At 59.8% G+C, this 20,607-nt stretch carries 20 protein-coding genes; 5 read left to right on the top strand and 15 right to left on the bottom strand.

Annotated elements, in window-relative coordinates; translation table 11 throughout:
- Position 1 precedes the first annotated feature (1 nt).
- The 5 genes from IPM89_04950 to IPM89_04930 form a co-directional block, all read right to left on the bottom strand.
- A complete protein-coding gene (locus tag IPM89_04950) occupies positions 2–268 on the bottom strand; it encodes a DUF4160 domain-containing protein (GenBank protein QQS55166.1) in 267 nt (88 codons plus the stop codon).
- A gap of 256 nt (positions 269–524) precedes the next feature.
- Positions 525–1,277, bottom strand: a complete 753-nt coding sequence (locus IPM89_04945) for a hypothetical protein (protein ID QQS55165.1) — start codon at positions 1,275–1,277, stop codon at positions 525–527.
- A gap of 270 nt (positions 1,278–1,547) precedes the next feature.
- Positions 1,548–2,522 (bottom strand): DNA-processing protein DprA, encoded by a 975-nt coding sequence (locus IPM89_04940; protein ID QQS55164.1) that lies wholly within the window; start codon positions 2,520–2,522, stop codon positions 1,548–1,550.
- A 16-nt stretch (positions 2,523–2,538) separates the two neighbouring features.
- Positions 2,539–3,162 carry an amidophosphoribosyltransferase gene (locus IPM89_04935; GenBank protein ID QQS55163.1) on the bottom strand — a complete coding sequence of 208 codons (624 nt, stop codon included), beginning with the start codon at positions 3,160–3,162 and terminating at the stop codon, positions 2,539–2,541.
- The gene (locus tag IPM89_04930) at positions 3,159–3,758 is read right to left on the bottom strand and encodes an HAD family phosphatase (GenBank protein QQS55162.1); all 600 of its coding nucleotides are present in this window, start codon (positions 3,756–3,758) and stop codon (positions 3,159–3,161) included. The genes IPM89_04935 and IPM89_04930 overlap by 4 nt, the downstream gene beginning before the upstream one ends.
- A gap of 62 nt (positions 3,759–3,820) precedes the next feature.
- Here IPM89_04930 and IPM89_04925 point away from each other — a divergent pair, with 62 nt between their 5' ends.
- From IPM89_04925 to trpC, 4 genes are all read left to right on the top strand, one after another.
- Positions 3,821–4,057 carry a hypothetical protein gene (locus tag IPM89_04925; protein QQS55161.1) on the top strand — a complete coding sequence of 79 codons (237 nt, stop codon included), beginning with the start codon at positions 3,821–3,823 and terminating at the stop codon, positions 4,055–4,057.
- 283 nt (positions 4,058–4,340) lie between these two features.
- On the top strand, positions 4,341–4,922 hold the full coding sequence (locus IPM89_04920; protein QQS55160.1) for an aminodeoxychorismate/anthranilate synthase component II: 582 nt from the start codon (positions 4,341–4,343) through the stop codon (positions 4,920–4,922).
- Positions 4,923–4,944: 22 nt separating this feature from the next.
- Complete coding sequence (gene trpD, locus IPM89_04915) at positions 4,945–5,979, top strand: anthranilate phosphoribosyltransferase (protein ID QQS55159.1); 1,035 nt, start codon at positions 4,945–4,947, stop codon at positions 5,977–5,979.
- Positions 5,980–5,984: 5 nt separating this feature from the next.
- Positions 5,985–6,785, top strand: coding sequence for an indole-3-glycerol phosphate synthase TrpC (gene trpC / locus IPM89_04910; GenBank protein QQS55158.1), 801 nt, complete (start codon positions 5,985–5,987; stop codon positions 6,783–6,785).
- A gap of 44 nt (positions 6,786–6,829) precedes the next feature.
- Here trpC and IPM89_04905 read toward each other — a convergent pair whose 3' ends face one another.
- A complete protein-coding gene (locus tag IPM89_04905; GenBank protein ID QQS55157.1) occupies positions 6,830–10,114 on the bottom strand; it encodes a diguanylate cyclase in 3,285 nt (1,094 codons plus the stop codon).
- Positions 10,115–10,193: 79 nt separating this feature from the next.
- On the opposite strand from IPM89_04905, the gene IPM89_04900 reads away from it, so the two are divergent.
- The gene (locus tag IPM89_04900; protein ID QQS55156.1) at positions 10,194–10,427 is read left to right on the top strand and encodes a hypothetical protein; all 234 of its coding nucleotides are present in this window, start codon (positions 10,194–10,196) and stop codon (positions 10,425–10,427) included.
- A 253-nt stretch (positions 10,428–10,680) separates the two neighbouring features.
- On the opposite strand, the gene IPM89_04895 is transcribed toward IPM89_04900, so the two are convergent.
- The 9 genes from IPM89_04895 to mrdA form a co-directional block, all read right to left on the bottom strand.
- The gene (locus tag IPM89_04895; protein ID QQS55155.1) at positions 10,681–11,889 is read right to left on the bottom strand and encodes an MFS transporter; all 1,209 of its coding nucleotides are present in this window, start codon (positions 11,887–11,889) and stop codon (positions 10,681–10,683) included.
- 65 nt (positions 11,890–11,954) lie between these two features.
- On the bottom strand, positions 11,955–12,977 hold the full coding sequence (gene lipA, locus IPM89_04890; GenBank protein QQS55154.1) for a lipoyl synthase: 1,023 nt from the start codon (positions 12,975–12,977) through the stop codon (positions 11,955–11,957).
- Positions 12,978–13,077: 100 nt separating this feature from the next.
- Positions 13,078–13,740 carry a lipoyl(octanoyl) transferase LipB gene (lipB, locus tag IPM89_04885; GenBank protein ID QQS55153.1) on the bottom strand — a complete coding sequence of 221 codons (663 nt, stop codon included), beginning with the start codon at positions 13,738–13,740 and terminating at the stop codon, positions 13,078–13,080.
- An 8-nt stretch (positions 13,741–13,748) separates the two neighbouring features.
- A complete protein-coding gene (locus IPM89_04880) occupies positions 13,749–14,012 on the bottom strand; it encodes a DUF493 domain-containing protein (protein ID QQS55152.1) in 264 nt (87 codons plus the stop codon).
- Between the two features lie 24 nt (positions 14,013–14,036).
- The gene (locus tag IPM89_04875) at positions 14,037–15,209 is read right to left on the bottom strand and encodes a D-alanyl-D-alanine carboxypeptidase (GenBank protein ID QQS55151.1); all 1,173 of its coding nucleotides are present in this window, start codon (positions 15,207–15,209) and stop codon (positions 14,037–14,039) included.
- 129 nt (positions 15,210–15,338) lie between these two features.
- A complete protein-coding gene (locus tag IPM89_04870) occupies positions 15,339–16,313 on the bottom strand; it encodes a septal ring lytic transglycosylase RlpA family protein (GenBank protein ID QQS55150.1) in 975 nt (324 codons plus the stop codon).
- A 78-nt stretch (positions 16,314–16,391) separates the two neighbouring features.
- The gene (gene mltB, locus IPM89_04865) at positions 16,392–17,390 is read right to left on the bottom strand and encodes a lytic murein transglycosylase B (GenBank protein QQS55149.1); all 999 of its coding nucleotides are present in this window, start codon (positions 17,388–17,390) and stop codon (positions 16,392–16,394) included.
- A gap of 172 nt (positions 17,391–17,562) precedes the next feature.
- Entirely contained in the window at positions 17,563–18,666 is a 1,104-nt protein-coding gene (gene rodA, locus IPM89_04860; GenBank protein ID QQS55148.1) for a rod shape-determining protein RodA, read from the bottom strand.
- Positions 18,653–20,593 (bottom strand): penicillin-binding protein 2, encoded by a 1,941-nt coding sequence (mrdA, locus tag IPM89_04855; protein QQS55147.1) that lies wholly within the window; start codon positions 20,591–20,593, stop codon positions 18,653–18,655. Before mrdA ends, rodA begins: the two co-directional genes overlap by 14 nt.
- Positions 20,594–20,607 lie beyond the last annotated feature (14 nt).

Raw genomic sequence — 20,607 nt, 5'->3', positions numbered from 1 at the left:
CTCATTGAAGGGGTTGTATTTTAAATGGTTCTTCACCATTCATTACAAGATTCCAATCGGCCATCAATTCATCTTGATGTAATTCGGCCCAGGCAAGGACCAACTTGGTTTGTTTCTTTGGTATATTTCCTTCCATGATTTCACAAGTACGTATATCAACGGTTGCCTTGAACTCAGCATAATAGACATGAAAATGTGGCGGTGGATGTTCATTCGGTGCAAAATACATCCGAATGATAATTCCATAGAACATTGATATTGTGGGCATTGCTTTCTATTTCTCATTCATTTGTTACATAAAAGAGCTAGATGTTGCCTCGCATAACGGGGCGGCGGATAAGCCGCGAGGATGGAAACGCCGAAGGCGTTGACGGCTGATGTCGGCTTGATCCGCGTGGTGGTGCGGCGCGAAGCACCAAGCAACCAGCGGATTGCAATCCGCCGCCCCGTTTCGCGGGCGCGAAGCGTCCGCGAAACGCCCTGCTTCACCTGCCCCGCGTCGCGGGGTCAGGTGCAAGCCCCAGTTAGACGGGTTGATTTTTTATCCACGAAACAATTTTATTTACAAAATCATCTTTTAATAAATACTGAGGATGCGATACTACAAGCAAGCGTACAGTTCTACCATCATGCATCACTAATTCTCTATCCCACCATCTCATTTTCTTCTGGCCTATAGTTCTCGGTTGATTTGTGACTTCTTTCTGTGTTTGGACACTATTCGGATGACGCAAATAGTCATCATATTCGTAATGGGAATAAACAACTATATTTTTTGGCATAAGAACATCAATTTCCTTCCAAAAAACTCCAATCTTTTTAAGACAATTATTTTTCATGAGAACAGTCGTATAATCACTCGTAGTTCCATCAGAGTTCCTACCCTCATCATCCATAGCGTTGTTACATTTTATTAAATTAGTCATTGCGATATTATCTATAGCATCTTTTTGACCAAAAAGTCTTACAGAGATTTCTCTTGTGTAATTCCAAAATGCAGAAAAAGGGTTAGATAATGAGTCTTTTCCAAATGCAGTAGCATCAATAATTCCATGCCTTTCATAATCATTAACATTTGGATATAGCTCTCCTCTAGCTACTTTTCCAACAAAAAGCACTTTATAATTGTTATCGTGAAATTTATCCCCAACATGCCACACTGAAATAGGCTTTGAAAACCCATTTGTATTTTCTTTTTTACATTCTTGGCATATTTTATTCTTCCCTAGTTCTAGGGTCGAATACATCTTAAATATGCTTTGTGTCATCTGATTCATCTGAGAACCCCTTAATTTGGTGGCAGACACGCATAACGGGGCGGCGGATAAGCCGCGAGGGCGGAAAAGCCGAAGGCTTTAACGGCCGATGTCGGCTTGATCCGCGTGGTTGTGCGGCGCGGAGCGCCAAGCAGCCATGCGGATTGCAATCCGCCGCCCCGTTTCGCGGGCGCGAAGCGTCCGCGAAACGCCGCGCTCTGCGGCAAATTTGGAGCGCAGCGGAAAATTTGTCCGACAGCAGCGCCTTGTTATGCGAATTTTACGTCCGTGCTAAATCATGCTTTGCTGGACCGGACTTCGAGCCATGACGACAGTACTTGAACAAAGAATTTTTGGAAGTGCTGTTGCACTGCTTTCTTCACTAAAAACCACAATGCTAGGCTCTTCTGAAATAAGTTGCCTATTTAAATCAAACATTGGGTTGTTTAAGTGCTGCTTTTCATCGTAGATAACTGCCCTAGGTATTGAATAATCTTTGGCGTAACCCATTGCTAATCTGGAACCGCTATCATTTCCTATATCGTTCTTGGCGTAACTAGCAGACAATACGATTGAATTGCTAAAAAGGGCCTGTAATCTATCTCGCTCTTGATACCTGCCACTTAGCTCCATTTTGGATTTTGGCGCGGTAAGATACTCAGAAATTAATAATCCACCGCTTGCGACAATATCCTTGGCCAAATCTTTGTTCTTGGCTGGCATAATATCGTTTAGCGGGCTTGGGAGGATTGCAACTGTCTTTCCCTTGGAATCTAAAGTTTGCAGATGAGCAATGGAGTCACAACCCAACGCCAGACCACTAACTATTACAGCACCATTGGCCACCAAGTTAGCAACAAGTTTCCGTTCTATCGCTTCTATCTCTTGGGTGGGATTCAGCAGTCCTATTACAGCAATATTGTTACTTTTAGTGGATAGCAGCGAAAGATCGCCTTTATAAAATAGAAAAATCGGGCGTTCACTATTTTTCACGGAGCCGCGATGTGCGGGGAAATCATCATCTCCAATAGCGACAACGCCATCAACTGCACCCACTGACTCGGAAAGTATTCTTCGCAACATCGATTTTTTCTTGTTGAAGTCCTCAATGGTGATTGTGCCCTCTGACTTAGGGGATTGGTTTAATAGCTTAACGATAGCTTCTTCGGGCTTTGGGGTTGAAAGATTTTTAACAATCCAAGCCCGTCCAATACCTTTATAAATTCTGGCAGCCATGACATTGATGGCGTTTTCGCTACATTTCATATTAGCTTCCCATTCCTCAGAATCTTTTTGGCGTGTTACCGATCGCGTAGAACACTACCGACCTAGCCCCGTTATCAAACAAAGCTTGCACCATATCTTCATCAATGTTCACCGTTTTTGTGTAGATGTCATCAACGAGTAAGATGTCGCACCCCCTGATATGCGCTGAAAAATTGCAGGTATCTGAAGCGATGCCCCGATAGGGCATTCGACCATCGTTCTCGAATCCATCAACAGGGTTTCGCAAGTGGGTAGTTCGGGTGTTCGTATGCCGGATAATAAAATCCGATCCATCTGCAAATCCGGGGGTTGAACGAGCATATTCCCCTACCGTTGCCTTAAACAATAACTGGTCTGGACGATAAGAAGCTTCTGCCTTAGCTCTTGGGACGACGCAAACTGTCAAGGTGCTTGCCTCGACCTGCTTGATAATTTCGGGGAAATCTATACCGAGAACCGCATTCAGATCGTTGATCGCGTATCTGATATTTTGTTGGCTCCATTTGTGATGGGGATCATTCTTGAGTTTGTACAGGAAATCCGGATTTCCTGGTTGACCCGCTCCATGAAAGTCGGCATGAAAATAGCCTGGCACATTTCGGCTCAAGAACTGGTTTGCTTCCATTATGAATTTGTTCATCTTGTAATCCTGCGTACATCTATTATCTGGTCAATTCCAATGCCGCAAGCAATAGCTGACTCAATGGCCTTTTCATCATTCTCAAACACCAAAATGGACATGCTTCCTTTCGGAAGTTCAGCCATCAATTGCACGTACTTATCTCTTTGAGATTCAGCGTCTCTATAGATCTTCCGTGTGAACTTCTCGATAAGTCCGTGATGGTTGAGTAACATTTCCGCTCGACATCTGCGACTATTTGTGGCCAATACAACTTCTTTGTCTTGGGCGCGTGCAACTATTTCAATTAGTCGCGGGCTGGCCTTTGTTTCTGAAAGATATTTATGATATGTGCGCTCTTTAAGTAAGGTAATCTCTTCAAGTTGTTTGTCAGTGATGCCCGGAATAAGCTCTTCAAGTACTTCTCGCGTTATTCTGGTGCCCAGAGTGAAATCCATTTCTATTTGTGTAGATAGAACGCACATCACAGCATCCTTATACGCCAAGAAGTTGGCGTGATCGGAATCCACCAAGGTTCCGTCCAAATCAAATACGATAACTTCCGCTCGCTCAGCTTCGGCCAGCCATTCTTCACGTGCTTGACTTCCGTCAACCATGCTCCACCTCATTCGCATAACGGGGCGGCGGATAAGCCGCGAGGACGGAAAAGCCGAAGGCTTTGACGGCCGATGTCGGCTTGATCCGCGTGGTTGTGCGGCGCGAAGCGCCAAGCAACCAGCGGATTGCAATCCGCCGCCCCGTTTCGCGGGCGCGAAGCGTCCGCGAAACAAGTGATTATATGGTTTCCGTCTATCTACCAGAATCCGCCATTTTTGAAAATAATCAATTGATTTCACTGGTCTTTAATAGCTGCATAACATTCATTGCAGCCTCATGCCATCTCAGTAATGCATGACACGGCCAAGGGACGCTCCCTTGCACAAGACCTCAAGAATAGTTACATAATTATCGTTTGGTTCGGAAAAATTGCCAGTCCGAGCTAAAGGCAAAACCGCAGACAACCCCACCGGTACTGGTGACCCCGTCTCCTGCCCCGCCCTGCCCCATGCGCATTCCAACAAACCGTGTCGAACCCGTACAATTCAACCAGCACACCAACGAACACGGCGGGTTCCCATACGGGTATCCAGGGTGTTTGTTGGACGCCCTCCCTCGCCGCGCCAAGAGGTTCACCCGTCATGCTGCTCATGATCGACAACTACGACTCCTTCACCTACAACCTGGTGCAATACTTCGGCGAGCTGGGCGAAGAGGTATGGGTCTACCGCAACGACCAGATCGACCCCGACCAGATCGCCGAATTCGCCCCGGCGCGCATCGTGCTCTCGCCCGGCCCCTGCACGCCCAACGAAGCGGGCGTCTCGCTGGCCGCCATCGAACGCTTCGCCGGCCAGATCCCGATCCTCGGCGTCTGTCTGGGCCACCAAAGCATCGGCCAGGCCTTCGGCGGACACATCGTCCGCGCCGGGCAAGTGATGCATGGCAAGACCTCCGAGGTCCATCACCGGGGGCAAGGCGTGTTCGCCGACCTGCCCAGTCCGTTCACCGTGGTGCGCTATCATTCCCTGGTGATCGAAAAATCCACCGCCCCGGATTGCCTGGACATCACCGCCTGGACCCAAACCCCGGACGGCGACATCGATGAAATCATGGGCGTGCGCCACAAAACCCTGCCGGTCGAAGGCGTGCAGTTCCACCCGGAATCGATCCTGACCGAACACGGCCACACCCTGCTCCGCAATTTTCTGACCCGGCACTGAACCGCCCCGGAGAACGCCTGACATGTCCATCACCCCCCAGGAAGCCCTGCAACGCACCATCGAACACCGCGAGATCTTCTACGACGAGATGCTCTCGCTGATGCGCCAGATCATGGCCGGCGAAATTTCCCCGCTCATGACCGCCGCCGTTCTGACCGGCCTGCGGATCAAAAAGGAAACCATCGGCGAAATCACCGCCGCCGCCACGGTGATGCGCGAGCTCTCCACCAAGGTCCACGTCCCACCGCCGCACGAACATTTCGTCGATATCGTCGGCACCGGCGGCGACGGCGCGCACACCTTCAACATCTCCACCGCCACCATGTTCGTCGCCGCCGCCGCCGGCGCGCGGGTCGCCAAACACGGCAATCGCAGCGTCTCGTCCAAATCCGGCAGCGCCGACGTGCTGGAAGCGCTGGGCGCTCGTATCGACCTGCACGCCAAACAGGTGGCCGACTGCATCGCCACCACCGGCATCGGCTTCATGTTCGCGCCTAATCATCACTCGGCCATGAAGAACGTCGCGCCGGTGCGCCGCGAAATGGGCGTGCGCACCATTTTCAACATCCTCGGCCCGCTGACCAATCCCGCCGACGCGCCCAACCAACTCATGGGCGTCTTCCATCCCGATCTGGTCGGCATTCAGGTGCGGGTCATGCAGCAACTCGGCGCGCAACACGTCCTCGTGGTCTGGGGCAAGGACGGCATGGACGAGATTTCGCTGGGCGCGCCCACCCAGGTCGGCGAACTCCGGAACGGCGAGATCGTGGAATACGAGATTCACCCCGAGGATTTCGGGCTGGCCATGGTCTCCAACCGGGGACTCAGGGTCGAAAACGCCGAACAATCCAAGGCCATGCTGCTGAACGCGCTGGACAACGAACCGGGCACCCCGCGCGACATCGTCGCCTTCAACGCCGGCGCGGCGCTGTACGCGGCCAACCTCGCGCCTTCCATCGCCACCGGCATCGAACTGGCCCGCGAGACCCTGGCCAGCGGCGCGGCGCGGGTCAAGCTGGATGAATTCGTGCGCTGCACACAGTCCTTGGCGTCATGAGCGTCATGAGCGACACGCCCGACATTCTGCAAAAAATCCTGGCCCGCAAGGCCGAGGAAATCGCCGAGCGCCAGCAGATGCTGAGTTTGCGCGAACTGCGCGGGCGGATTGAGCGTCTGCCCGCTCCTCGCCCCTTCTTGGGCCAGTTGACGCGGACGATCGCGACCGGTCGCCCGGCGGTCATCGCCGAGATCAAGCGCGCCTCGCCCAGCAAGGGCCTGTTGCGCGATCCGTTCGAACCGGCCGCTATCGCGCAAAGTTATGCCGCCGCCGGGGCGGCCTGCCTGTCGGTGCTGACCGACCGCGATTTTTTTCAGGGTCACGAGGATTATCTAGAGGAAGCGCGAGCCGCTTGCGGCCTGCCGGCGCTACGCAAGGACTTCATCATCGACCCCTATCAGGTCTACGAAGCGCGGTTGATCGGCGCCGATTGCATCCTGCTGATCGTGGCCGCGCTGGACGATGCCGCACTGATCCAACTGGCGCGACTGGCGGCGGAACTGAGTCTGGATATGTTGGTGGAAGTCCACGATGCCGAGGAGCTGGAACGGGCGCTGGCCACCGGTGCGACCCTGATCGGCATCAACAACCGCAACCTGCGTACTTTCGAAACCCGGCTGGACACCACGCTCGATCTGCTGTCCCGCATTCCCGAGGACCGCACCGTGGTCACCGAAAGCGGCATTCACACCCCGGCGGACGTGGCGCTGCTGCGCGAGAACGGGGTACATGCCTTTCTGGTGGGCGAAGCTTTCATGCGCGCTCCCGACCCCGGCCTGAAACTGGCGGAGTTGTTCGGGACGTGATGCCCCCCCTGCATGGGCGGCCAACCTGGCCGCCCATGCAGGCTCTACCGCTCTATTTCCACCCGGTTGCGCCCCGCGCCCTTGGCACGATACAGCGCGCGGTCGGCCCGGCTCAACACCGACTCGCTTTTGGTGTCGGCCGACGCAAACAAGGTGATACCGATGCTGACGGTGAAGCTGATCGCGCCGGTTTCAGCGCTGGCGGGTGATTCCGCCACCAGATTCCGCAATCGCTCGGCCAGTTGCCGCGCCCCCTCTTCATCCGTGCCCGGCAGCAACGCGCCAAACTCCTCGCCGCCCAACCGGCCGATGCGATCGATCTTGCGCAGCGCCTGCCGGGCGAGCGCGGCGAAATGCCGCAACACGGCATCGCCGGTCGCGTGGCCGTAGTCGTCGTTCACCCGCTTGAAATGATCCAGATCCAGCATCAGCAGCGCCGTGGGCTTGGCATAACGATGGAACCGCGCCAATTCCAAGCTGAGCTGCTCCAGGAACCGGCGACGGTTGGCCAATCCGGTCAGCGGGTCGGTGGTGGCCAACCGGCGCAACTCGCGCTCCTGCGCCTCGCGCTCGGTGATGTCGTGGATGATCGAAAACAGGATCGGTTTCGCGTGCAGCTTGATCGGGGACGAATGAACTTCCACCACCCGGATGTCGCCGCTGGCAAGCCGGTGATGGAAAATGAAGCAGTTGTGCTGGGTTTGCAGCGCCTGCCGCCGCTGCCACGCCACCTCCTCGGACGGCAGGGTGTTGATGTCTTCAATGCTCATCGTGCGGAGTTGCCACACCGGGTAGCCGTAATAACGCACCGCCGCCTGATTCACATCCAGGATTTTCCCGCTCTCCGGCTCGATCAGCAGCATGACCGCATCGTGCTTCTCAAACATCTGATGAAAGCGCTCCTCGCTTTCCCGCACTTCGGCCGTGCGTTCCCGCACTTCGTGCTCCAAAAAACCCTCGCGGTTGCGCAGCACGCCGACAAAGGCTGTAAACACCCCAACCAGCAGTAGCCCCGCCAACCCGACCAACCAGCCGGCACGCGGGGGGTATGCGGTATCAAAGGCCGGCGTGCCTTGAATCAGGACCGCATAAGTGCGACCAAAGTCAAACAGCGGATAAATGGCCTGAAAATTGCTGGCACCGAACCGCGCGATGCCGACGGGAGTTTCGCTCCCGGAGTCGGGCGGATACATCGCCAGCAGCCTTGGTTCAAGGCGACCGGATGTCAGGCTCAGCAGGCGTATCGTGATCTCGTCTTCGACGCCAGTTCTGGCTGGCGTGATCTCGCTCAGCAAGGACTGCAAACGCAAAATGCCCACGGCGAAGCCACGCGGCCATGCGGCCAGTCGACCGGCACCCGAGTTCATTTCGCCGGTTGCGCCCAGCGCAAATAGCGGTTGCAACACCAACACCCGATACGGCCGGCCACTATCCTGGACCAGACTGATCGGTTCGGTGGCGGCAACCAAACCGGTGCGAGCCGCCGTTTCCAACGCGGCGCGCCGTAGCGGTTCGGAACCCAGATCGAATCCCTGGGCCACCTCATTGCCGAGCAGTGGCTCCACAAAATAGATCGGATAGTAATCCGCCTGGCCCTCGGCGGGAACCGGCCTGCCAGAAGCATCGCGCTGCCAAATCGCGAAATCGTCTAAACCCTCCCGCCGCGCGGCAAGCTCCACCGCTTCCTTGTCCGCCGCCGGCACCCACGCAATCCATTCGTAGGATTGGACCAGACTGGATTGCAGCATGGGTGCGACGAAAGTACGAAATTCCTCACGCTCCACCCGCTGGCTGGATTCGAAGAATCGGGCCAAGACCTCCAGGTTGGTGCGGATGTCTTGCAGGTTGCCGCGGATGTTGGCGACGCGGGCGTCGGCCAGGCGGTGAAAAATGATCCGATGCTCGCGATTTTCCACCTCGATGTTCAGCGCCGTGACCGACGCCGCCAGCAGCAGCCCCCAACCGCCGGCCAGCGCGGTTTCCAGGTGACGCCAGCGCGAGCGTCGCGCGTCCGGCAGCCGGTTGCGCCATTCAACCATGCTGACACCCGCCAGGAACGCCAGCAGCAGGATCAGGTTGCCGGCGATGACCGGCAGGCGGCCGGCGGCAATGCGGGCGTCCCATTCTTCGGCCAGCACATCCAGCCCGACCAGCATCAACACTTCGCCCGAGCGGGGGTCGAGCACCGGCGCCAGCGCCGAAACGAAGCGGCCGTAGCTGTCGGTTACCGGCCCCACCACCGCCGGCTGGCTGGTTCGCAACACCTCAAAACCCATGGAATCGGGAACGTCGTAAACCGTGCCGGGCGCCGAGGCCATCGGGTCGTCCTCGGCGTAACTTTCCGGTCCGAACACCAGGACGCCCCGGCGCAAGCTCATGCTGTAGATGCCACGCACCGGATAGATTTGCCGATAGGCGATCATCTGCTGGCGGATCCGCTCGAATACCGGCGTGCCCCGATCCGCCGCCGTGAAAGTGAGCGCCTTGGCGTACTCGGGCTTGATGGTTTTGGCGATCTCCAGCGCCTGCTCCAGCAGGCGCTGGCGGTTTTCGGCGTCGATATTATCGCCCTGCCAGGCGGCGGTGAGGCCACCCAAAGCGACCAGCAGCGCGAATCCAATGGGACGCCACCAGCGCCGGACCGGCCCATCGCGCCGTGGTTCGGGCTCACACCGCAAACGGTAGAACCATACACCGGCCAGGGCACCCAGGGCACAAGCCATGCGCGGCAACTGAACAGGGAATCCGGCGGTGGTCAGGAAGTGGTCCTGATTGAGCCAGGAGGCCGGGAAGAACGGAGCGGCGGGCGGCGCCAGGCCGACCAATACGCCATAAACCAGCAACGAACCGGCCGCCAGCCATAACCCGAAGCGCCGCTCATTCACTTCCAGCCGGGAAGCCCGCCACAGCGCCACGGCGGCCAGCACGCCGCCCGGCAAGCCGAATGCGTAACGACAGGCGGCGTTGAATCCGTTCGCGCCGCCGGACAGCGCGCCCAGCGCGACCAACCCCGCCAGCCCCAGCCACCCGCGCCAGCCGAACAGAACGCTCCTTTCAGAGGTGCCCCGCCGGCCGAATTCGAGCAGCGGCGGGAACGACACCACCAGCACTGCCAGCCGCACGCTCTGGAACTCCGGTGAATCCGCCCAGCTCAGCGCCAGCAGATCCAGCCATTCGTTCAGCCCATGCAGAAACCCGAATGCCGCCAGCCACCGCCACGGCAAGGCGCTGTCCCGATCGCCGGGCATCACGGCCATCGTGCCCAGCAACACGAACGACAGGCCATAGAGGAAAAAAACGTAGTCCAAGTTGGCGGAAAATATACTCATCGGTTCTTCCCGAGCTTCCCTGACTGACGCGCAGGATGTCATCGGCCCGTTTGCGTTCGGTAATATCCATCACGAAACCATGCCAAAGCGCACCGCCGTCGGGCAAGCGCTCGGGCACGAAACGCCCCTCGATCCAGAGCTCGCCCTTGATCGGATGCGGGATGCGGTATTCATCGTGCCACTGCGTCATGGTCCGGACCGACTCGGCGATGCTGTCCTGGACATGCCCGAGATCATGCTGATTTTACTCAACACTTCACCCAGCGCCAGCAGCAGGGCGGCGTTGTTGCTCAAAGCGGTCAGTACAGCGTGACTCATGCTTCCCTTCCCTTCCAGGCACCCCGACGGACGCCGCTCGATGTGTTTCGATAGTCGCGGATGCAGGGGTACGACGATGCGGGGAGCACGAGGCGGTACGACCCCCGCTTACATACACAGTTTCCAGGCGGCGAAGAACACCAGCATCATATCGGGACTGCGATAAGCGACGAACGCCAGCAGCGCGGCCAGCGCCAGCAGGCCGATAGCGAGCGCGCCGGAGAAGGACAGCGGCTTGCGCATTGCCGTCAGGCCGGCGCGGTGGCCGGGCGCACCGCCTGTTCGCGAATCGGCCAATTGAGCAGGGCGGCGGCGAGACTCAAGCCGATGGCGATGATCCAGACCGCGCGGTAGGAGCCGGTGGCATCGTACAGATAGCCGCCCAGCCAACCACCGAGAAACGCGCCGACCTGATGGAACAGGAACACGATGCCACCGAGCATCGACATATTCCCGACCCCGAACACCGTCGCCACCGTGCCGTTGGTCAGCGGCACCGTGCTCAACCAGAGCAGGCCCATCACCATGCCGAAGGCATAGGCGCTCCAGGCCGTGACCGGCAGCAGGATAAACGCGGTGATCACCACCGCCCGTGTCAGATAGATCCCGGTCAACAGCATCGGCTTGCGGAATTTGCCGCCACCCAACCCGGCCAGGTAGGACCCGAAAATATTGAACAGCCCGATCAGGGCGAGCACGGTGGTGCCCACCAGCGGGGACAGACCCCGGTCCATCAGAAAGGCGGGAATGTGGGTGGCGATGAACACCACCTGGAAGCCGCACACGAAAAAGCCCAGCGACAACAGCCAGAACCCCCGGTGGGTGAACGCCTCGGCCAGAATCGCCCGCAACGGCCGCGCCGGCACGGCGGAATTGCTAAACGGGCGCTCGAACAGCGCGGCCGACAACGGCGCCATGCCGATCCCCAGCAGGCCCAGCACGACCAGCGCCGCCGCCCAGCCGAATGCCCCAATCAGCCACTGGCTGCCCGGCAGCAGCACGAACTGCCCGAGCGAACCAATCGCCATGGCGATGCCCATGGCGAGGCTACGCTGTTCCGGCGGCACCGCCCGGCTGACCGCGCCGAATACCACCGGGAAAGTGGTGCCGCTCAAGCCGAGCCCGATCAGCACGCCCGCGCTCAGCGCCAAACCGAAGGTCGATGTGGATTGAGCCATCAACAGCAAACCGGCCACATACAGCAGGGTTCCGCCCAGAATCGCCCAACCGGCGCCGAAGCGATCGGCCAGCCGGCCGGCAAACGGTTGGGCGAGCCCCCAAACCAGGTTTTGCAAGGCGATGGCGAAAGCGAAGATTTCCCGGCCCCAGCCGTTGTCCAGGCTCATCGGTTGCAGGAACAGGCCGAAGGTGTGGCGGATGCCCAGCGAAACCGCCAGGATCAGCGCGCCGCACCACAGGATGACCGCTGGAGTCCGCCAGTCCTCGATCTTCACCATCCGCTACCCCTCTTGAAGCCTGACCACCGGACGTGCGCCGACGACCAAAATGGGAATGGCCGGACTCACCCCACACCAGCGCCCTTGGCCTGCAAATCGGCGTGATAGGACGAACGCACCAGCGGCGCGGAAGCGACATGGGTGAATCCCATGGCCTCGCCCAGCTCGCGCAGGTGCGCAAACTCCTCCAGCGGTGCGTAGCGCTCCACCGGCAGGTGATGGGCGCTGGGCTGGAGATACTGGCCGAGGGTCAGCATTTCCACCCGATGGGCACGCAGGTCGCGCATAACCTGTTCGATCTCCTCCGTCGTCTCGCCCAAACCCAGCATCAGCCCCGACTTGGTCGGGACATGCGGATGCCGTTCCTTGAAGCGCTGGAGCAGGGTCAGCGAATATTGATAGTCGGCGCCGGGCCGGGCCTGCCGGTACAGGCGGGGCACGGTTTCCAGGTTGTGGTTGAACACATCCGGCGGTTCCCGCCCCAGAATCTCCAAGGCCACGTCCATCCGGCCGCGAAAATCGGGGGTCAGAATTTCGATGACGATGCCCGGCCAAGCGGCGCGCATGGCTCGAATACACTCGGCGAAGTGCGCCGCGCCGCCATCACGCAGATCGTCGCGATCCACCGAGGTGACGACCACGTACTTCAGCGCCATCGCCGCGACGGTGCGCGCCAGATTTTCCGGTTCCTGGAGATCGAGCGGGTTGGGCCGGCCGTGGCCCACGTCGCAGAATGGACAGCGGCGGGTGCAGATGTCGCCCATGATCATGAAGGTGGCGGTACCGTGCCCGAAACATTCGCCCAGATTAGGGCAATTGGCTTCCTCGCACACAGTGTGCAGGCGATTCTCTCGCAAGATTCGCTTGAGCCGCTGCACTTCCGGTGTGCCGGGGAACGGGGCGCGAATCCAGGCCGGCTTGCGCAGGCGCTGGCTGGGATCGCTGGGCGCGATCTTGACCGGGATGCGGGCGACCTTGTCCTCGCCACGCAGTTTCTCACCCTGTCGCGGCGCGGTTCTGACCGTGGTGGACTGGGCGGAAGCGACTGGGGCAAGAGCGGTTTCGTCGGGAGCGGTGCGTTCGGACATGGCCTGTTCCTGGGGGGATGGAGGGCGAATTGTTGAGGGTTTGACTCAACATTATGCCGCGGGTTGCCCGGCAAATCCCGATTCGGACGATACCCGACGTTTAGGGCAAGCCCTCGACCCGTGCGAAGGCGGTGTAACCCAGATTGCGGCTCAGGTCCGCCAGCAATTCGGCGGCGGCGGCCTCGGGGGCCAGTGCGATGCCCAGATCGCGCAACTGAGTCACTCGCAGGCCGGGATAACCGCAGGGGTTGATCCGGGTGAAGGGTTCCAGGTCCATGGCCACATTGAGGCTCAGGCCATGGTAGGAGCGACCCTGGCGCAGGCGCAGGCCCAGCGAAGCGACCTTGGCGTCCCCCACGTAAACGCCCGGCGCGTCGGGTCGGGCACGACCGGCGATGCCGTGAGCGGCGAGCAAGTCGATCACCGAACGCTCCAGCACCGTCACCAAGCCGCGCACGCTCAAGCCCAGCCGTCGCACGTCCAGCAGACAGTACACCACCACCTGGCCGGGGCCGTGGTAAGTCACCTGACCGCCGCGATCTACTTGCACGACCGGGATGTCCCCCGGCGCCAGCAGGTGTTCGGCCTTGCCGGCCAGTCCCTGAGTGAAAATCGGTGGATGTTCGACGCACCACAGTTCATCCAGCGTGGCGGCGTCGCGGGCTTCGGTGAAAGCCCGCATGGCGGCGAATACCGGTTCGTACTCACGGCGGCCGAGGCCGCGCAGGCGCAGGGGTTCGCAACGGGAAACGGGCGTCGCCATGCCCGTGGTCACAGCACCATCGCAACGCCCGGATGGCTGCTGAGTTCCCGATAGATGGCGTCCAGTTGCGCGCGGCTTTGGGCGTTCACCACCACCGTCACCGACTGGTAGCGACCGGTGCGACTGTCCCGCACCTGAATCCGTGCCTCGTCCAGATCGGCGGCATGCCGGCGCACCAAATCCACCATCAGTCCCCGAAAATCGGGCGTGCCGGCACCCATGATCTTGATGGGGAACTCACATGGAAATTGCAGCGGCGATTCGTCGCTCATGCCGGACCACGCCTCAAGCCGGGTTCAATTGAACAGCGAATAGAAAAACAGCAGAATCGAGTCGATCATCCGCCCGAACCAGCCGCTCTCCGGCACCTCTTGCAACGCGACCAGCGGCGTCTTGCTGACTTCCTGTTCGCCTAGTTTGACCACGATGTCACCGAATGCTTGATCCTTCTGCACCGGCGCGACGATGGTCGGCTGCACCACGGTGGTGGTACTAACCTGGGGCGCCTGCCCCTTGGGCACGGTCACGTACAAGGGCTGAGTCACGCCCAATGGCAATTCGTTTTCCTGACCCTTCCAGATCCGCGTGGTCACAATGGGCGTATTGGCATCGTACAGCTTGCGACTTTCAAAAAAACTGAAGCCGTAGTTGAGCAGCGCCTGGCTGGCCACGAATCGGTCCCGCTCCTTGGTGGCCCCCAACACCACGCCGATCAAGCGAGTATCGTTGCGCTTGGCCGACGAAACCAGACAGTAGCCCGCCGAATCGGTATGGCCGGTCTTGACTCCATCCACCGAGGAATCGGTCAGCAGCAGGCGGTTGCGATTTTGCTGCTCGATATTGTTGTACTTGAAGCTGCGAACCGAGTAGCGGGCGTATTGTTCCGGAAAATCTCGAATCAACGCCCGGGTCAAAACGGCAATATCTCGGGCCGACATGTAATGATTGGGATCGGGCAGGCCTGGCGCATTGGTGAAATGACTGCTGCTCATCCCCAGTTGTGCCGCCTGTTCGTTCATCAATTGGGCGAACGTCTCCTCGGAGCCGGCCACATGTTCGGCCAGCGCTACCGTGGCGTCGTTGCCGGACTGTACATCCATGCCCATCAGCAGATCTTCCACCGGCACCTGGCTGCCGACCTTGACGAACATCCGAGAACCTCCGGTCCGCCAAGCTTTTTCACTGATGGTCACCTGATCGTCGTGGTGGATCTTGCCGGACTTCAGCGCCTTATAGATGACATAGCCGGCCATCAGTTTGGTGATACTGGCTGGCTCCATCCGCTCCTCGCCCTTCAAGTCCGCCAGCACGTTGCCACTCTGGTAGTCCATCAACAAATAACCCCGCACCGGGACTTGCGGCGGGGGTGGTATGGTTTCGGCGTGGACAGCGGTCCAGCCGGAACACAACACAGCGAATGTCAGCACCAGCGGCAACAACAGAGAACGAAACACTGTCGAGTACAACATGAATCGTGTAGGACTCCCGTGGTTGAAAATCATCACCCGGCGATTCTAGCCAGACACAGTCGCGAAACAAACCGCCATGCCAATGGCGCGACCCCGCAAAACGGCGCCAGCGCTAGCCCGACGTGAGGCTCAATCGGCGACGACGCGCGAATGGCTGATTCCCAAACTGGTCAGCCGCACCGCCACCTGTCGGGCCTCACTCGAATCGCGCAGCGGCACCCGCACCTGGTAACGGCTACCGGCGGTGGATTCCACCCGCACGCTACGTTGCAACTGGCTGGCCAAACGATTCTGCAACTGGCGAGGAGGATTGCCGTGCGCGCCGCTGACCGTGCCCACCAGATACAACGTACCGTTGTTCTTGCCGACCGGCGCGGCGCGGCGCTCCACCGACGCGCGCTTGCTCTTCGCGATCGGCGCGGCGGACGCCAGCCGCACGGTGGCGGCGGGTTTAGCTCGCGGTTCCGTTCTGGTGGCCGGCGTGGCGACCGCCAGCCGTTGCGCTTTCCGCTCCGCCGCCGCGGCCAACCGCTCCCGCTCCGCCGCGCGCCGAGCCGCCAGTTCCGGTAGATGCTGGTACGGCTCCAACGCGGCCACTTCCACCAGAGCGGTCCCCCGCTCCAGCATATCGAGCCGCAAGGCAGCGGCGTAGGAAAGATCGATAATCCGCCCGGAGACGAACGGGCCGCGATCGGTGACTTTGACCACGATGCTGCGGCTGTTCTCCAGATTAGTCACCCGCACGTAAGTCGGCAATGGCAGACTCTTGTGCGCGGCGGTCAGCTCGTACATATCGTACAACGGGCCGCTGGAAGTCTTGCGGCCGTGAAAATCCTCGCCGTACCAGGAGGCAGTGCCGTCCTCCCGATAGCCCTCGCTGGTTTCCCGGACCCGGTAACGCCGGCCAAAAACCACATAGCTATCGGCGTTCCCGCCACGGCTGGGAGGTTCGGCCCGCGGGATCGGCTCGTCTCCGCTTGGAGCGGTGTCGAGGCTGGTCCCGACAGACCGTATGTTTACCGGCCGATCGGGGATGGTACCGCAACCGATTAGCGTGCCCGCCAGCGATGTCAACAGCAAGGCCTGGCTCCAGGATTTCGCCATAAATTCTCCCTTGCACCGGGCAACAACTAGTCCGTGCCGAGGCCGATGCGGTTGTTTTCAGGTTATTGTCGGAAAAATTCAGTCAGCGCGAACGACGCGTTCCGGCTGAACGGCGCCGGGATAAAAGGCGTGTTGCTCGCGGATTTCCTGACCGAGCTGGTATACCGCCATGGCATACAAACGGCTGTGGTTGTAGCGGGTAATCACGTAAAAATTATCGAAACCCAGCCAGTACTCCGGGCCATCGCGCCCCTGGTACTCCAGCAGCATCGCGGCCTGCGCTCCGCTGACCGATGCCTCGGGCGCAATGCCTTGGGCTTGCAGACTGGCGACGCTGTCCCTGGGCGGGCTCAGCCGCTGACTGACCAGCGCGGGGTAGCGGGTACCGCTCACCCGTGCCGGCACCGCGACTGGCTCGCCGGCTCGCCAGCCGTGACGCTGGAAATAATGGGCGACACTGCCAATCGCATCGCGGGGATTGCGCCAGATATCGCGGTGGCTGTCGCCGTCGAAGTCCACCGCATAGGACAGGAAACTGCTCGGCATAAACTGGCCCAGTCCCATGGCCCCGGCATAGGACCCGCGCAGAGTCAGCGGATCGATGCCTTCCTGCCGGGTCAGCAGCAGGTAGTTCTCCAGTTCCTTGCGGAAATAGGCGGCGCGCCGGGGATAGTCGAACGCCAGGGTGGACAGTGCCTCCAGAACCCGGAAACTGCCCATGTTGCCGCCGTACTGGGTTTCCACGCCGATGATGGCCACCACGATTTCCGGCGGCACGCCGTAAATCCGTTCGGCCTGGGCCAGCGCCGCCGCGTTGGCCCGCCAAAACCGCACACCGCCCCGGATACGGTTGGAATTGACGAAAATATCCCGGTAGGCATACCAGGGCTTGGCCTCGCCCGGCCGGGACATGGCGGAAATGATGCTGGGTTTGACTTTGGCTCGACTGAAAACCGTCAGAAGATAATCGACATCGAAACGATGCCGGTTAGCCATTTCCTGGATAAAAGCTTGTACATCGGCCCGATTGGCCAAGGAATCCGCGGGGATCCGGACACTTGAGCTGGCCACCATCATTGGCGGGGGCACGGGCCGAGAGGCACTTGGTATCGTAACCCTCGAAACTTCCGGTAATCGGGGAATTGTCACCGCTGGCGGTGACGACGATGCACAAGCGTTCAACAACAGGGTGACACCAAGCAAAAACGGGCTCTTCACGCGCAGATCTCGTCGTTGGTCGTGGTAGCGATTACCGCGTCGGGGTCCGGCGGTGCGAATAGACGCTCATCAGGATACCGAAGCCGGCCATGATCGTCACTAGGGATGTTCCCCCATAGCTGAACAGCGGCAGCGGCAACCCCACCACCGGCAACAGGCCGGAAACCATTCCGGAGTTGACGAAGGCGTAGATGAAGAAAATCAGTGTCAGACTGCCGGCCAGCAGCCGGGTATAAGTATCCGGAGTATGGGTCGCCATATACAGGCAACGGGTGATGACGAAGAAATACAGCGTCAACAGCAGGCAGCCGCCCACCAGGCCAAACTCCTCCGAGAACGCGGCGAAGATGAAGTCGGTCGAACCTTCCGGCAGGAAATCCAGATGCGACTGGGTGCCATTCAGCCAACCCTTGCCGTAGATGCCACCCGAACCGATAGCGATCTTGGATTGAATGATGTGATAGCCGGCCCCCAGCGGGTCGCTTTCCGGATCAAGGAAGGTCAGCACCCGCTGGCGCTGGTAGTCGTGCATGGTGAAAGTCCAGAACAGCGGCACCGCGGCACCCAGCGTCGTGACCAGACCGAGCAGGATGGTCCAGCTTAGTCCGGCGAGAAACAGCACGAACGCCCCGGCGCAGCCCACCACCAGCGCCGTGCCCAGATCCGGCTGTTTGGCGATCAACAGAAACGGCACCCCGGTAATCAACACCCCGCCCAGCAAATGCCACAACCGCGGTGGCAGTGGTTTGTTGGCGAAGTACCAGCTCATCATCATCGGCACCGCCAGCTTCATGATCTCCGAGGGTTGAAACCGCAGCACGCCCAAATCCAGCCAACGCCGCGCGCCCTTGGAGACATCGCCGGCCACCATGACCGCCAGCAACAGCAGGATTCCGGTCAGATAAATCCACGGCGACCAGAAGCGGAAATAATGCGGCGGCACCTGTGCCAGGGCCAGCATGATGGCAAATCCCAGGCCCAGCCGCATGGCCTGGCCGGTCACCAGCTCCAGATCGCGCTGACCGGCGCTGTACAACACCACCAGCCCCGTGCCCGATATCGCCAACAACCCCAGCAGCAATGTCAGGTCCAGATGAATCAGCCTGAGGAACTTGCCTTCATTACTCCGATCCATCTCGCCGGGCGTCTCCCTGGGTGTCCCGTGCCCCATCGGCGGCGGGTTGGTCGTACTTATCGAGCAGATAGGCGTCCATGACCTTGCGCGCCATCGGCGCGGCGGTTTTGCTGCCACCGCCGCCGTGTTCGGCGATCACCGCCACCGCGATGCGCGGATCATCGGCCGGCGCGAAGGCCACGAACAGGGCATGATCCAGTAAATGTCGGGCCAACCGTTTGGCATTGTAACGTTCGTTCTGACCCACGGTGAATACCTGGGCGGTACCCGTCTTACCGGCGATACGATACTTGGCGCCCGCACCGATACGATGGGCGGTACCTCCTTCCACCACATGGATCATGCCAGCGATCACCGTATCCCAGAACTGGGGGTTCTTGAGCGTCACCGGCGGCAGCGACCGTGGGACTTCCGGCGTCTTGACCCGAGTACCGGGGTCTTCGGTGGCCAGCAGAACACGCGGCTTGAAATCGGTCCCTCGTTGGGAAATCACCGCCGTGGCATGCGCGAGTTGCAGCGGCGTCGTCAAAAAATAGCCCTGTCCGATCCCGACGCTGATGGTGTCGCCCGCGAACCACGCATGCTTGCGAACCCGGCGCTTCCATTCCTGAGACGGTAACAGTGCGCTCTTTTCTCCCGGCAGATCGACACCCGTCGGTCGCCCCAGATGGAATCGATCCAGAAATTCATGAATGCGATCGATGCCCAGATTGAAGGCCAGACTGTAAAAATAAACGTCGCAGGATTGAGCAATGGCCCGATCCAGGTTGACGTGGCCATGACCGCCACGTCGCCAATCGCGGAACTTGTGGCTGGAGCCAGGCAGCCGGTAGAACCCCGGACAAAACACCCCGCTATAGCGGTTGACTTCCCCGTATTCCAGCCCGGCCAGCGCCATCAGCGGCTTGATGGTGCTACCGGGCGGATAGATCCCGCGCAGGGCACGATTGAGCAGCGGCCGGTCCTTGGAGGTGTTGAGCAGGCGGTAGGAGGCGAAGTCGATGCCGTTGACGAAGGGGTTGGGATCGTAGGTCGGCTGGCTGGCCAGCGCCAGTATCTCGCCGTTGCGCGGGTCGAGGGCGACGATGGCGCCGTTGTAGTCTTCCAGCACCTTTTCCGCCACCGCCTGCAAGCGCACGTCGATGCTGAGGTAGATATGCTGACCCGGCACCGGCGGGGTACGGCTGAGAACTCGCAGCGGACGACCCTCGGCGTTGGTTTCGACCTGTTGCCAGCCGGTGCGTCCACGCAGCAACTCCTCGTAGGATCGCTCCACGCCGGTCTTGCCAATATGGGTACTGCCGCTGTACTGGCCAGGGTCGAGTCGACGCAGCTCGTTCTCGTCGATCCGCCCGACATAGCCAATGGCGTGAACGGCCAGCGGCCCGAGCGGATAGCGACGGGTCAGATCGGCCTTGATGTCCACGCCCGGCAAGCGGTACAGATCGACCGCCAACCGGGCGATTTCCTCGTCGCTCAGACGAAAGCGCAGCGGCACGCCAGTGTAGGGTGGCACGCGGCGGGCCAGCTTGCGGTAGCGCTCGATGTCGGCGTCGGTGAGCTCGATGCGCTGACGCAGTTTCACCAGAGTCGCGTCCAGATCCTTGACCTGCTCGTGGGTGATTTCCAGGTGATAGGAAGCCAGATTGTCGGCCAGCAGCACCCCGTTACGGTCGAAGATAAAGCCGCGGGTCGGCGGCAGCGGCTGCAAGCGGACCCGATTGCTATCGGACAGGGTGGTGAAGCGCTCGTGCTTGAGCACTTGCAGGTAGACCAATCGGCCCGCCACGGCCAGGAAGCCCAGAAACACCGCGAATAGCAGCACCAGGGCGCGACGGAAAAACAGCTCGCTCTCGGCGGTGTTGTCCTTTTCCCGAGCCAGCGGTTCACCGGTGGCGGGCTTGGCAAACGGTTGCCAGGTTTTCATGGTCGCCTTGCCGG

This window comes from Candidatus Competibacteraceae bacterium (assembly GCA_016699715.1).
Lineage (GTDB): Bacteria > Pseudomonadota > Gammaproteobacteria > Competibacterales > Competibacteraceae > Competibacter.
This window is presented reverse-complemented; position numbering and strand designations above follow the sequence as displayed.